The sequence below is a fragment of the Pseudomonas sp. S150 genome (assembly GCF_004526365.1).
Taxonomy (GTDB): Bacteria; Pseudomonadota; Gammaproteobacteria; order Pseudomonadales; family Pseudomonadaceae; genus Aquipseudomonas; species Aquipseudomonas putida_A.
Window position 1 is genome coordinate 4,573,628 of record NZ_CP038207.1, and the last position, 12,995, is coordinate 4,586,622.

The following is a 12,995-nucleotide window of genomic DNA, read 5'->3' on the forward strand; positions in this document are numbered from 1 at the left end:
TTATGGTTGAAACGATTGCGTGAATGTCGTTGCGAGGGAGTACATCCCGGCGCCGAGAGGCGTGACGGCCGGGGCCGAAGCTCGGTAGAACGACAGATCCCCGAGCGGCGGTGTCCAGAAGAACGATTTGTTACCAGCGTGCCGATCAAGAAAGTCCTTGATCTGACGCGCTACAGCTTCCTTTGCAACGAAGGTAAGTGGCCACTCGTCCTCTCTATTGTTCGGACCATCTCCAACGGTCTGCTCATACCCGTTTCCGAACTTCGAGGTTCTGTTCCGATACTCCGGCGCGCTGGTGGGAGACACCAGCGGGCACCAGGTGAAAGTCTCAACGGCCATTTACAAGCCTCCAGATCTGCCCACCGGGCTGAGTTTCTTTGGCGATTTCCTGCTGGGCTCCGCGCCTTGCGACATCGGCATAGGCCTGGCCAAGCGCCTGCGAGTCCTGCTGTGAAGCTCCATCGCCAGCATTCTGCACCTGAAACGACTGATTGATGACGACCTGTCCAGGCGCTGCCGGTGCTGACGACGAACCACCAGACAGACCGACATAACCACCGTCTGCGTAGCCACGTTTGTTCAGGCGGGTCAGGTATTCCTTCATCCCCGGCTGATCAACCACTTCCTTGCGGATGACGACCTCGCCGCCATGTACGATGCCGGCTGGTTCGTATTTGCCGCCCGGACCGGTGTAACCACCATCGTCGAATCCTTGCCATTTCGACAAGACATCAGCCGAGTAGCCGGCGGCGGTACTACCAGCCGATGCCGCAGCACCACCGCCACCACTACCGAGCGCAGCGCCAAGCGCACTACCAGCAATGCTGGAAAACACATTCGAGGCGGCCGACTGCAAGGCCATCTTGGCAATCATGCGGGCAAAGCTCTTGGCAACATCACCGAAGCTCTGATCAGCACCGAAAGCCCAGTCCACCGCCGCATCGGTCAGCCCGTCATACAGCGAGGTGAAGGCCGATTTCGCCTGCCCTGCCACGTCCCGCGCTTGATTGAGGTAGTTGTCGAACGCCGAGGATGCACCCAGTGTCCAGTCGCTGCGTGCCTTGTCCTCGTCGGCGTAATACTGCGTTTGCATTGCCAGGCGCTGGTCGAGCGCCGACTTTAGGGCCTGCGTTTCCTTGTCGTACAGCTCGGTGCTGAACTGGTCCTTGTTGCTCTTGTTGTAGTCCGAGGTCAGTTTGTCCTGTTGCGACTGATACGACTGCTGGATAGCGCGCTGTTCCTGCAACCGCTTGCGCTGTTCGTCACCCAAGCCGATGCCGGCCAGGTTGTTGTCGAGGCCTTGCTGAGCACTGGACAGCTGACTTTTCAGGTTCTCATCGAACGCCGCCAACTTGCGGCGGGTCTCCAGTCCTTTCTCACGCAACGTGTTCTCGGTTTCGAGCGCAGCGTTACGCTTGAGCTGGGCGGTGATCAGCTCCTGGCTGGCCAGCAGCGATTGCTGTTCGGCGGTAAGGGTTTTCTTGCCCTTGATGTCGGCGAGCTGCTGCTCCCACTCGACTAGCTTTTTCGCGTTCGTGCCAAGGTTCTGGCTCGCCGCCGACTGGTCGCCGATCAGGGCGCTCTGCTGCTGAAGCACGGCGTATTGCTGTTTCGCCTGATCCAGTGCCTTGATGCCGGCATCCTCACGGTACGCCGGTGTTTTCGCCGCCTTGGGATCCTTGTATTTTTCGTTGATCGCCGCGAGGTCTTTCGCCTGTTGCTCGGCAGAGATCAGCAGCGATTTATCGCCAGATGCTTTGGCTTGGGCTACCCGCCGCTCGACCAGCAGCCGATATTGAGCGGTTTCCTTGGCTCGCTTGTCGGCATTGCTCTCGGTCTCCTTGCGGAGCTTGTCCAGCTTGAGCTGGTCATCCAGCGCGGCTTGTTGTTGCTGCTGAGCGTAACCTTTGGCTGATGCCCGACGATCCTGCTCGGCCTTGAGCAGCAGCTTTTCGGTTTTCTCCCGTTCCAGAGCTTCCGTGCGGTAGCTGTCATCCGGCGTTAGATTGCTGAACGGGTCTGCCGGTTTGCCTCTGGTGTTGCGTTTGTTACGCGCTGCCGCGTTATCCGCAATGGCGTTCAGTTGCTCGTCGAGCTTGGCGATCTGCTGATCGAGCGTTTCCTCACGACCGACGTTCAGCGCTGCATCCCAAGCCCCCTTGGCGGCACTCTTGACCGCGCCCCAGCTCGCCTCGAGGTAGCCGAGGTTCTGCTTGATGGACGTGGATGTCCGATTCAGACCGTCCTCATAGGTGGCGGTCGCCAATGCGGCCGCTTCCTGAGTCCTGCCCTGCTCCTGCAACGACTTGATGTTTTCGTACGTGGTCGCCGTCAGGAAGTTCATCGACTCGTTGAGTTTCAGAATTTCCGCAACCGGGTCCTTGGCGATCTTCTCGAAGTTCTCAACCGTTTTACTGGCTGCAATCCCAGTCGCTGATTCGTACTTGACTGCGGCCTCGGTGATGGATTCAAACGCCGCTACAGGGATCCGGGTGGAGGCCGCCAATTGCGCCAGAACTTCGGAGGCTTTGCCGACGGTTCCGCCCACGCTCGATACCTGGCGGGCCATCGATGCCAAGCCGTTCGCAGTCGTACCGGCCGTGTTGCCCGTCATCGCCAGCGAGGTGTTAAACGCCGTGGCCTCGTCGGAACCCTGCTTGTAAGCCAGCGCCAGTACCGCCGCCGCTGCCGCCGCGACAGTGAACGGGTTCACCAGACCTAGCACATAGCCACCCAGGGCCTTGGCCGCCGGCACCACGCCGCCGAACATGTCCTTGAGTTGGCCACCCTGCTGGAGGAAAACCGTCAGCGGGTTCTGACCGGCCTGCAACGACACGGCGATATCGGTGAACTGAGCCGGAACGCCGCGCAGGTTGGCTGCGTATTGCTTGGCGGTCTGGCCGTTCTTGGCCATGACGCGATCAACCTTCTCGACTGCGTCACGCTGCTCCTTCAGCTTGCCCAGGTACATGTCGAAGTCGGCATTATCGAGCCGACCAGCAGCGCGGTGTTTACGCAACTGCTCTTCCATTTTGTCGAGGCGGCCATAGGCCCCGATCACCGGGTCAATCTGGCCGACCAGCTTGTCGAGCTGACCAGCCTGATAGGCCGCTTCCTTGGTGGCCGACTTCAGCGCACGCTGGGCACGGTCCATGCCCTTTTCGAAGCCGCCGGTGTTGGCCACCAGATCGACCGTCAGCTGGCCAAGTGAATCAACCGCCATAAATCACCTCTTGACCGACTGCAGCAGCCTGAACAGATCCTGCGCAGAGGCTTCTGCCTCTTCCACCACCTCGCCACGCTTCGGCAGAAATTCGTCGAACGTAGCCTTGCCGCCGTGCAGGTTGTTGAGAATGGTGGCGAGCAGGGCGAAACCCCGCTCGATCTTCAGGCCCAGATTCAGCGTGCCGTTTTGCTCGCGATAAGCCATCCACGAAAGCGCCTCGTTGTAGCTGAGGTTTGCCTGCGCTTCGGCGACCGTGCGCCCGCCGATGCCGTTGAGCGCCAGCTCATGCCAGAACTCTTCGGCGGGCCCTATTTTTTTGGCTGGTCTTCCTTCGCCGCGCCATTGGCTTCGGAAACGGCGTTGAGCAGCACAATGGTCAGCTCGGCAGACAGCGGACCGTGTCCGGACGATTCGGAGCCGAGAACGTCCTCGACAGTGAATACCGGCGTGCCGTCCTTCTTCAGGATGTTGGAGGCGATGCGCGCGGCCAGACGATCGGCACCCTGCCCTTCGTTCTTCCAGCCTTCGGTCAGCTCAACGAACGACTCCTGTCGAACGTAGATCGAGGCTTTCTGAACCTTGCCGCCGGCGTGCCAGGTGATGTCCTTTTTCACCGGCGGCGCGACGAATGCGCCGGCAGCCGTAAGTGCTTTAATGCTGAGATCCATGGGGCTTCCTTATGGAGTGATGACTTTCGGGACAAATACCGGGTCGCCGGACACTTGGATGCCGACGGTGGACTTCACAACGTCGTTCAGCGCGAAGCTGAACGGGAAGCTGTTCATGTAACCCTCGAAGGTGATCCAGGTGCGGGTGGTCGGCAGGTTGAAGTCGACGCCGGCGTCGATCACTGCGGTAGCCGCTGCACCGGTGCCAGCGCCGCCGGTGAATGCCACGGTTGGTGCAGTGGTGTAACCGCTGCCCGGGTTGGTGATGGTCAGTCCAGTCACTTCACCGCCGGAAACTGTTGCGGTAGCAGTGGCACCAGTACCGCCGCCGCCAGTCAGTGAAACGGTGGGAGCGGTGGTGTAGCCGCTGCCTGGATTAGTTACCGCCAGAGCCGTCACCGATCCTGGCAGGCTGATTGTCGGTGGAATACCCGTCAAATCGCCGTTGCTACCCATAACGCGGCCGTCAGACCAGCCGATCGCCCAAACCAGCTTGGTGCCGGCGGTCTTCAGCTGGTGAAGGCGGACATGAGCCGGCGATTGTGGGTCGATGTTCAGGCCGAACGAGGCGGAACCTGGTTCAGCCAGGCCGGCCTCATATTCCCGCGCACTGGAGTTCATGCAGGTCGTTTCGATCTGCGCGATGCTGGTGTCGATCCCGTCCAGGGAGGTGAAGCAGCCAACCACCAACAACGTATTGCTGGCTGGGTCGATGGCATAGAGGTCCGTGCCTTGGGTCTTGATGGTCAATTTAAACTCCCCGATTTCCTTCGAAATCACTTGTGAGCGGGCATAAAAAAACCCACCGAAGTGGGTCGTTCTTTCAGGTTTCGCCTACTGGCTCACAAGCCAGGCGACGTCGAAGCCTTTGCGGTAGTTGTGCGTATCCTTGTCCTTGCCGTCGACACCAAAAGCGGTGATGTACGCGTGTTGCGCGATGGTATTGCGCATCGCCGTCACAACAGACCCGGCGGCGGACGCCGTATCGGCGTACACGTCAACCTGCAGGCCGTATCGGTCCGTGTCCGGCACACCGTTGACGTAGTTGATCGGCGAGCCGCTGACTACCTGCCAGACGGCGTAGGGTTTGGCTGTCCCCTCCGGTGCTTCGCCGTGCGGGTACAGTCGCGTCGGCCCAGTACCGAGCAGCGCCGTGACCGCCGGCGCGGCGGCGCACACCGTGAAAATGGGTGCAGTCATCAGTTCACTCCCAGCTTGATCAGTTGGTACTTCGCCGAGCTGAGGAATTCCTTGAACAGCGCCTCGCGGTTGTTGGCCAGGGCCGGCCGGAGGAACGGTTTTGCCCGGTTCTTCTCGGTGCCCAGTTCAACCCACCACCAGTAGAACGTGTTACCGCCCTTCTGCCCGCGCTTGCGCATACGCACGCCCACGGAAATGACCACGGCGCCGACTTCCTCGCCGATCGCCTTGCGCTCGATCATGGCCAGGTTGGCTGGGATGAAGTTTGAGGTTTCCGGGTCATCGATCCGCGCTGCGCGGTCCTTCGCGTCAAGCAGCACAATGTCCATGGCATCCTTTGCTGCCGGCAGCACCACCTTGCGGCGCATTTCCTCGGTCAATCCTTTGAACCTGGTGGACAACTCGTCGGCGCCCTTGAGATTGAACCGGACGTAGTCACCCATCGTTCACCCCCGTCTTGGTGAGGATCGTGAGGTACTCCAAACCGGATTCCCGATCAGGTAGAGGCTCGCCCTCAATGCTGTAAACCTTCCCCCGATGTACGATCCGCATGGTTGGCAGCAGCCCAGCCCAATGGCGAATCACGAACCTGCACGTAGCCTGGGACTGCGCCGCCTGCGCGGCGAACAAATCCTTGGAACTCAAGGGTTCGAAGTCCGCCGGAACCCTTTCACGAACTGGACGCCAGCCTTGAATCATTTCGCCGTTGTTTGGGTCTTGCACAAGGGCCTTTTCTTCAAAGTCGATTCGATGCCGCAAGCGACCTGCTCTCATGGCGCCGTCTCGACTGGTTCAGGGCCTGAAAAATTGCGGGAAGACCACAACAACGATTCAACGCCAAGGGGTAGTTTTTCGCCCTTCGCGCCGATCTCAACCGCCTCTCGGTTCGCGAACGAATGCCCGAGCAGCAATAGCAACGCAGCCTTGAAAGAGGCAGGAAAGTCACCAACCTCGATCAGTTTGTCGTTGTCGCAGTACCACAGCGCCCAAGCCAGCGCAGATTCTGCGTAGAGAGTGATCAGATCATCCTCGTCCTCAAAATCAACGCGCAGGTGCTTCCGCATCAGCTCAATTGAAAGCAGATCGGAAACGGATACGGTCATTTTTTTGCACCCGGCTTTTTAGAGCTTTGGGTGGCCTGTGTCGCTGGAGGCTGATCGGTACCCGCCTCAACTTCTTCAGCGAGATCCATTCCGATCAAGGCCTCAGCGTATTCGTCCGCCACGTCTCGAACTTCGAACTGATCAAAGTTGCCCGCGTGATAGTGCGAGAACTGCCGTAATGCGCGAATTTTGGTCATGGCAATCTTCCGGGGCAGTTTCCTGCCCCAGCCCTGTGGTTATGGGGTTGGTACGGTGAACGCGCCTTTGATAATGGCGGTTGGGCGGTAATGCGTGATCGCCAAACGCTCCTCGCAGAGGATGGTCAGCATGTTTTTCACGAAGTTATCGCGGTCCTGGTTGCTGATCTCGATGGTTGCATCCATCCGATCCCAGATCTGCGAGGCCAGGTCGAAGCCGCCTACGGTGAAGGTACCCTGGGCTTGAGCCTTCGTCGCAACCACTGGCAGACCCCACATCACCTTGGCCGCGAAAGCCGCTGGGCCTCCGAAGATGTAACGACCATCAGCATCTTTCAGCAATGCAATGGCATGCCAATCGCGCGGATTGAGGATCAGGCCGGAAGCCTCGAACTCGGACTCGCTGGTCTGGAAGATGGCGTGAGCGATCTGGTCCGCCCGGGTGTCACCGGTCGCGTTGAGCGCGGTGTCGTAAGCAGTTGCCACCTTGTTCAGGCCAATCAGGTTGTCACCGGTACCGTCGCCGTTGAGCAGCTGACCTTCTTCAACCAGATCCAGGCCAAACAGCAAACGACCATTCACGTAGGACTCAAGCATCGGGGCATCGTCCATGATCTGGCGCGAGGCCTGGATCCAGTGGGCGATGGTTCTGACGTTTGCAGTTTCCTTGGTGAAGGTCAGTTGCGATTCTGGCTTCAGCGCACCCTCGGCGACCGGCGCTGCGCTGTTGGTGAACACGTTTTCGCGCACGTACTCGATGGCGTTCGAAGAGGTCCGCCCCTGAGCAAGCAAGTCGCGGATTGTCAGGCGACGCAGGCCCGGCATCAAAATACCCGGGTTCTGCTGTGGTTGAACCAGTGCGCCTGCCGAGGTGCTGCCGGAGCCGAGCGCCTTGCTGAAGCTCTTGACGTCGACCTTGCCGGAAGTTGAACCGTTCCAGTTCTTCTTCAGATCTTCGGCAGCACGTTCGGCGAACGACTTCTTGGTTTCCGGATTATCCAGACCGCCGCCAGCCAGCTTAGATTCCAAGTCAAACAGCCGAGTGCCTGCAGTCTTCAACTCTTCCTGAACAGTTTGCAGATCACCTTGCAGTTTTTTGCTGATTTCACCTGTGCTGGTGATCTCTTTCTTTTGCGCATCGAACAGTTCGGTCATGTTCTTCTGCGCGTCTTCGATTGCCTTTTGGATTTGGGCCAATTCGGACATGGTTCAGTTTCCTACAGATGGGAAGGACTTGATGCGCTCGATGAGCGCGTTAATTTCGCCACCTTCGGAATCGCTCCGAACTGCGGACTTGAACCGGGCAATGAGGCCCAGTGCTTGCGACTTCGAAAGCCCGGCCGAATCCCTCAGCCAATGCTCGATGTCGCGAATAGTGGTGATCGATTCCAGGCTTTTCATGGATTCGATGGTCGCCTGCTCATTGGCAGGAAAGGTACAGATGCTGATTTCGCGAAGTGCCTGCACATTCTTGAATGCGCGACCGGTGTCGATCAGATCGAAGTCATCTTTGAAGACAGTAAAACCGACCGACATACCTTCAACGGTCTTGTGTTCCATGGCCGCTCGCAAATCCGTCGACACCGAAAGACCCGGCGTCAACTCGCCACGAGTGAGCAGCCCTTTGCTGTCCTCTTCAAGGTTCAACCACTTACCGACGGGGAGCTCCCAGGTTCGGTGATTGAAGAACATGCCAACCTGTCGGCTTTGCGTGGCCAGCGCTTTCTTGAAGGCGCCCGGCAAGATGATGTCGCCGTCACTGTCGACCACACCAAACACGCTGGCATAACCCTCGAAGGTGCCGGTCTTTCCTGCGGAGTCGAACTTGATCTCGACCTGTTCGAAGGCCAAGGTCTTTTGAATATTGGACATTGGTTAGCTCCAGAAAAACTAAACCCCGCTGGGTGCGGGGTTCGTTTTTCCAAGTTGGGTAAGAGGTACGTTCTGCGACTGACACGTCGCTACATCACCGCCAGGCACAGAGGGTAGATTGTCCAAACGCCTAAGTTCATCACGGGTTCGAAGACCCTTATCGGCCATGATCCCCATGAATGCCGCTCTCGCGGCCGAATCCCCACGAAGCAATCCATCGAGATTATGCTCGGCGTGAATCCGCCCGACGTCGGCGGGTTTCACCAGCCACCGCTGAATGCAGCCTTCCCAAATTTTCAGGTAGGGATCTAGGGTGTATTGAAGAAAACCAATGTTCTGTTGCTCAATTCCAGATCCCCAACTGGTGGTTTTTTCAACATCACCCACCAGATGCGGCGGAACGCCGAAGAAGCGGGCCAGTTCGCCGACCTGGAACTTGCGGGCAGCCATCGTTTCGGCGTCCTGCGGGCTCACACCAATGGCCTGGGTGGTAAAGCCGGCCTCCAAGATCCAAAGCCGCTTTTTGACCGGGCCGCCGGCGATTTCCTTGAAGTTTGCCTCGACCTGATCACGCTGGACCTTGCTCAGTGTCTTGCCCTCGCCCGTCATGAGGATCTGGGGAGACTTGGCACCGTTCGCATAGAAATCACGTTGCTGATCTTCCATCGCGACGGCTACACCTGCCGTTTTCGCTGCGAAAGCGATCGGGGAAAGACCCACCAGCCCGTTAAATCCAAACCCTTTCAGGTGAAAGATCTCGGATTGTTTGAAATCGGCGTAAGCGTCATCCCGTTTGTACCGGTATACGATCCGCTTGCCTTCAAGCCTCACGTCCATGTTTACCGACATGAGTGGTATCAGGCTGATGATGTCGCCCACACCGTTACGTTCGATCAGCGCATAAGCGTTGCCGTAGTAGCAAAGCTGCATTGTCATCGCTACGCGGAAGTCGAACGCGGTCATAAATTGGTTCGGGGCGTAGCGCAGCAGGCGCGCCAACGGGTTATCCAAGCCAACTTTGGATCGGTCATCGCCTTTGGTCTCGAAGACGTCCAGCGGCAGACATGCCGACACGCTGGAAATAAGGCGAACGCAGGCGAAGACCGTGGATATCTGGAGCGATCGCTCGTCGTTGACGACTGAGTCGCCCACCGTGCCTGAAGCCGACACAGGGCCGGTTTGAGATCCTTGGTTGGGCGATGTCAGCCGTCCTCCGACGAAAAAGCTCGCCAGGCGCGCCCAGAATGGACTGCGAGTGCGCAGGTCGATGCTGTAGTCGGTATCTGCCATTACATGCTCATTGGTCGATTGAGGAAGTCATCAAGGTTCACGGTGTCCACGTGGGCACCCGCTACACCTATCGCCATAAGGAGTGCGGTCATATCGTCGATCTTGTCCGCCGACCGTTTTTTGTCGGGCGCCATGTTCATGTTGTCGTCCCGCCTGGCGATCAGGTTCGATGCGCACCAGTTGAGGATCATGTCGCCGCCGTGAGCAAAGGCACCCGCAATGTAAGCGCGCTCCAGCACCTGCATAGCCGGGTGGTAGGACTTGGGCCCCTGGATGAACTCAATCATCGGCAACTCGGCGGCCACCAGTCGATTGACCAGATCACTGGCGTTCCATTTGTCGTAGGCGATCGCCTGCACGTTGAAACGCGCGCAGACCGACTTCACGTCCGCTTCGATCACGGCGTAATCGGTTACATCGCCTTCGGTTTGCTTGAGCAGGCCGGATTCGACCCACGATGCGTACGGAACAGTGCCGCGCTCGGTTCGAAATGCAACCGAACTCTCTGGCGCCCAGCGCCAGCCGTAGGTGTAGAGCACGCCGTCCACGTCCCACACCAATCGAAACGATGTGAGGTCAGTGGTCGAAGCTAGGTCCAGTCCGCCCCAGCATGGATACTGTGAAAGCCACTCAAGATCGACCTCACCGCCGCAGCGTTGCCACTTGTTGAGGTCGACCCAGCCGTCAGCCGTTGAAGCAGGTCGATTGAGCCGTTTGATTCGAAACTCAGCCATTTTGGATGGCATCTGCTTCGCCTCTACCGCCTCCTTGCGAATTGCCGCCATCAAATGCGGGTTCACATCCATCAGCGGGTTGGCTTTGATCCAGCAGCTCTCGTCGAACTCATCATCAGCCTTGATGCCGAGGCTTTTGTCCTCGTCGTCGACCGCGTAGAACACCACCAGGTAGTGATCGGCTGTCGTGCCAAACAAGCCGGAAAGCAACTTCTTCGCAAACATCCGAATTTCTGCCCACGGCCCCGGGTTGGTGTATCCCTCAGTAGTGGTAAACAGCCAAAGTGGGTTGCCTCTGGCGCCAGCTGCAGACTGTAGAACGTTCAGTAGGTCAGCGGTCTTGTGCGCATGAATTTCATCAAGACCCGTATGCGACGGGTTCAAGCCGTCCTGAGTGGACGCTTTTGCGTGAATCGGCTTGAAACTCGCACCAGTTTCAGCGCGGCTAATCGATTTTGCCCAAACCTCTAGACCGAAGTATTCGCGCAGGTCGGCGTTTTTCTCGACCATACGCTTGGCGGCATTGAAGATGATCGCAGCCTGGCCGAACGTCGTGGCCGCGCTGACGATCTGCGCGCCCTCCTCCGGTTCGCAGCACTCGCAGTACAGAAGAATTGCTGAAGACAGAGTGCTTTTCGCATTCTTCCGCGCTACGGCGAACAGCGCCGACGTGAATCGGCGAGGATGAAATTTTCCATCATCACCCCACCCTTCGGTGTACACCGATTCGCGCTTGCGGAAGCCGAACAGCTGTACCACGAAGAAAATGTGCGACGGATGCATGACGATCGTCGGCTTTTCCCACTTGCCCTCGACGTGATGCAGCTTTTCGATGAAGTCGCAGGGGTCATTCGCATGCCAGGAGTCAAAAAGGAAAGGGCAATCCTTCTTTTTGGCCCGCTTCAGGTCATCAAGAAAGCGCTGTGCGGCCTGACGAATCAGCTTTCCGTGCCTTTTACGCTTCTTATCGGCAACCGCAGCCTTGGCGTAGTCGGTCGCGATTTTTACGAAATCACGCATTCCTACCCCAAAATTCAGGTGATTCGGTTATTTGGCTCCCTGCTTTCTGCCGTTGCCGGCAAAGGGATTGCCCTTTTTTTCTGATCCTCCAGAAGAAACCTTTCGGCGGCTGGCCGGCGTCATGCCGAACTCAGAGAAAAGCGCCTTCAATGCTGTTGTTTCGGCGGCGGTCGCCTCCATGTCGGCCTTGGCTTTTTTCCGAAAGCACTGCCATGCGTGGCAAAGCTGCTCGAGCGAATACAAGTCGACGACCTGGAGAACCTTGGCACTCACAAGTTGCCGACCGAGGCTTCGCCACATTTCTGCACCGTCTGCATTGAGGTGCTGAGGCGGGTCGGGAAAATCTTCGATGAGATCAAACTCCGGCGCGTCTTTTTCCTCGCGATCCGGGCGATCAGTACCAGCCAGAACCTTGAGGTGCGGGGCCGTCGGCTTCCGTCCTCTGGTCATTTGTCACCCTTTTATTTTCAAATCCTAATTTTGACGGCGCGAAAAAAGCCTTCGGGCGCGGTCGGGAAGCAAAAAGGCCCAGACTTCTGACCCACCCCTTGGGGCTGTGACGTGCCACAACGGGGAGTTGACGTGCTTCATTCCATCCGAAGCACGCGGTTGACGTGCCTCAGAACCGATCACGACCGCCTCTGGCGTTGCCGAAACCACCATCTTCCGTGGCCGTCTTCCTGCTGTGGTGCGGGCGGCAGAGCCCTTGCCAGTTGGTCCGATCCCAGAACAGAACCATGTCGCCTCGGTGCGGGACGATGTGGTCGACCTCAGTCGCGGCTCCCACTCTCCCTTCCTGCTGGCAGTGGACGCAGAGCGGATGCTTGGCCAGGTAGCCCTTGCTCGCCTGCTGCCATCGGTAGGTGTAGCCACGGGAGTTGCTATTGCCTCGCTGCTGCTCAGGTGTCGAATGCTTGGGCGTGACTGGTGCCGCTGGCTTGTGTCGTTGTGGCCGGACTGGCATGCGCTCTACTCGGTTGGCGGCTCGCTCTTGGCGGGCGGGCTGGGCTGCACTGGCGCGATCTGTCGCTCGGTCAGGAGGCGGACACGCTCAGCTGCAACCATCAGCCACTTGGCTGCTCGCGCTCGGCGGGCAGCGCATCCAGAGCAGGCCATCAGCCTTCAACCTTCCGAGCTGCTGCCCGATCGTAGTAACCGCGCACCTTCTCGACGCCGAGAAAACCAACGGCGCCGCCGGCGAACGTGGCCATGCTTTGCGGTAGGCCCATCCATTCAAGGAGTGGCACCAACGACAGCGTGACCAGGCCGCACAGCGCGCCTTCCAGATACATCTGACGGCGAGTGCCGCCGCCGTACATCACGCGCAGAACAGCAATACCGACCGACAGGCCAGCGGCGTAGAGCTGCGGCTGATGCAGCAGCAGCCAGGCAATCATTGCGGCCCACAGACCAGGATCCTTCTCAGGCATGTTCGGCATCTCGATTCCTCCCTTTGGGGGAGTGCATTAGATCCGGCTCCAGCAGCACTCCCAGCTCGGAGCAATGGGTGTGGTGGAGCCGAAAACGAAAAAGCCCCGGCAAATGCCGAGGCTTGGTATGGGTGCAGATGACCGGTACTGATCTCCGGCATAAGGCTCAGGAGTACGAATCCCTAGCGCATCAGCCTGCGCATTCACCCGCATTACAGAAAGCAAAAAGCCCGACTCAATGCTCGGGCTTTTAAA

General features: G+C 58.6%; 17 protein-coding genes. All 17 read right to left on the bottom strand.

From position 1 onward, the window contains the following. The gene (locus E3Z29_RS20990; RefSeq protein ID WP_134786826.1) at positions 1-339 is read right to left on the bottom strand and encodes a phage tail protein; all 339 of its coding nucleotides are present in this window, start codon (positions 337-339) and stop codon (positions 1-3) included. After that, positions 329-3,223 (bottom strand): phage tail tape measure protein, encoded by a 2,895-nt coding sequence (locus E3Z29_RS20995; protein ID WP_134786827.1) that lies wholly within the window; start codon positions 3,221-3,223, stop codon positions 329-331. Before E3Z29_RS20995 ends, E3Z29_RS20990 begins: the two co-directional genes overlap by 11 nt. A 3-nt stretch (positions 3,224-3,226) precedes the next feature. Further along, positions 3,227-3,430, bottom strand: a complete 204-nt coding sequence (locus E3Z29_RS29720; RefSeq protein WP_256662027.1) for a hypothetical protein — start codon at positions 3,428-3,430, stop codon at positions 3,227-3,229. Positions 3,431-3,534: 104 nt separating this feature from the next. Continuing rightward, on the bottom strand, positions 3,535-3,894 hold the full coding sequence (locus tag E3Z29_RS21005) for a phage tail assembly chaperone family protein, TAC (RefSeq protein ID WP_134786828.1): 360 nt from the start codon (positions 3,892-3,894) through the stop codon (positions 3,535-3,537). Between the two features lie 9 nt (positions 3,895-3,903). Further along, positions 3,904-4,644: a phage tail tube protein gene (locus E3Z29_RS21010; RefSeq protein ID WP_134786829.1), complete on the bottom strand. Its 741-nt coding sequence runs from the start codon at positions 4,642-4,644 to the stop codon at positions 3,904-3,906. Positions 4,645-4,728: 84 nt separating this feature from the next. Beyond that, positions 4,729-5,094 carry a DUF3168 domain-containing protein gene (locus tag E3Z29_RS21015; protein WP_134786830.1) on the bottom strand — a complete coding sequence of 122 codons (366 nt, stop codon included), beginning with the start codon at positions 5,092-5,094 and terminating at the stop codon, positions 4,729-4,731. After that, the gene (locus E3Z29_RS21020) at positions 5,094-5,537 is read right to left on the bottom strand and encodes an HK97-gp10 family putative phage morphogenesis protein (protein ID WP_134786831.1); all 444 of its coding nucleotides are present in this window, start codon (positions 5,535-5,537) and stop codon (positions 5,094-5,096) included. Before E3Z29_RS21020 ends, E3Z29_RS21015 begins: the two co-directional genes overlap by 1 nt. Beyond that, entirely contained in the window at positions 5,530-5,868 is a 339-nt protein-coding gene (locus E3Z29_RS21025; RefSeq protein WP_134786832.1) for a phage head closure protein, read from the bottom strand. Before E3Z29_RS21025 ends, E3Z29_RS21020 begins: the two co-directional genes overlap by 8 nt. Beyond that, entirely contained in the window at positions 5,865-6,197 is a 333-nt protein-coding gene (locus tag E3Z29_RS21030; protein WP_134786833.1) for a head-tail connector protein, read from the bottom strand. Before E3Z29_RS21030 ends, E3Z29_RS21025 begins: the two co-directional genes overlap by 4 nt. Further along, positions 6,194-6,394 (bottom strand): hypothetical protein, encoded by a 201-nt coding sequence (locus E3Z29_RS21035; protein WP_134786834.1) that lies wholly within the window; start codon positions 6,392-6,394, stop codon positions 6,194-6,196. Before E3Z29_RS21035 ends, E3Z29_RS21030 begins: the two co-directional genes overlap by 4 nt. 39 nt (positions 6,395-6,433) lie before the next feature. Then, positions 6,434-7,600: a phage major capsid protein gene (locus E3Z29_RS21040; RefSeq protein WP_134786835.1), complete on the bottom strand. Its 1,167-nt coding sequence runs from the start codon at positions 7,598-7,600 to the stop codon at positions 6,434-6,436. A 3-nt stretch (positions 7,601-7,603) separates the two neighbouring features. After that, complete coding sequence (locus tag E3Z29_RS21045; protein WP_134786836.1) at positions 7,604-8,266, bottom strand: HK97 family phage prohead protease; 663 nt, start codon at positions 8,264-8,266, stop codon at positions 7,604-7,606. Between the two features lie 18 nt (positions 8,267-8,284). Further along, positions 8,285-9,556 carry a phage portal protein gene (locus E3Z29_RS21050; RefSeq protein WP_134786837.1) on the bottom strand — a complete coding sequence of 424 codons (1,272 nt, stop codon included), beginning with the start codon at positions 9,554-9,556 and terminating at the stop codon, positions 8,285-8,287. Further along, positions 9,556-11,310, bottom strand: coding sequence for a terminase large subunit (locus E3Z29_RS21055; protein ID WP_134786838.1), 1,755 nt, complete (start codon positions 11,308-11,310; stop codon positions 9,556-9,558). Before E3Z29_RS21055 ends, E3Z29_RS21050 begins: the two co-directional genes overlap by 1 nt. A gap of 27 nt (positions 11,311-11,337) precedes the next feature. After that, entirely contained in the window at positions 11,338-11,760 is a 423-nt protein-coding gene (locus tag E3Z29_RS21060; protein ID WP_134786839.1) for a terminase, read from the bottom strand. A gap of 169 nt (positions 11,761-11,929) precedes the next feature. Continuing rightward, on the bottom strand, positions 11,930-12,274 hold the full coding sequence (locus E3Z29_RS21065) for an HNH endonuclease (protein ID WP_134786840.1): 345 nt from the start codon (positions 12,272-12,274) through the stop codon (positions 11,930-11,932). 151 nt (positions 12,275-12,425) lie between these two features. Beyond that, positions 12,426-12,749, bottom strand: coding sequence for a phage holin, lambda family (locus E3Z29_RS21070; RefSeq protein ID WP_134786841.1), 324 nt, complete (start codon positions 12,747-12,749; stop codon positions 12,426-12,428). Between the last annotated feature and the right edge of the window lie 246 nt (positions 12,750-12,995).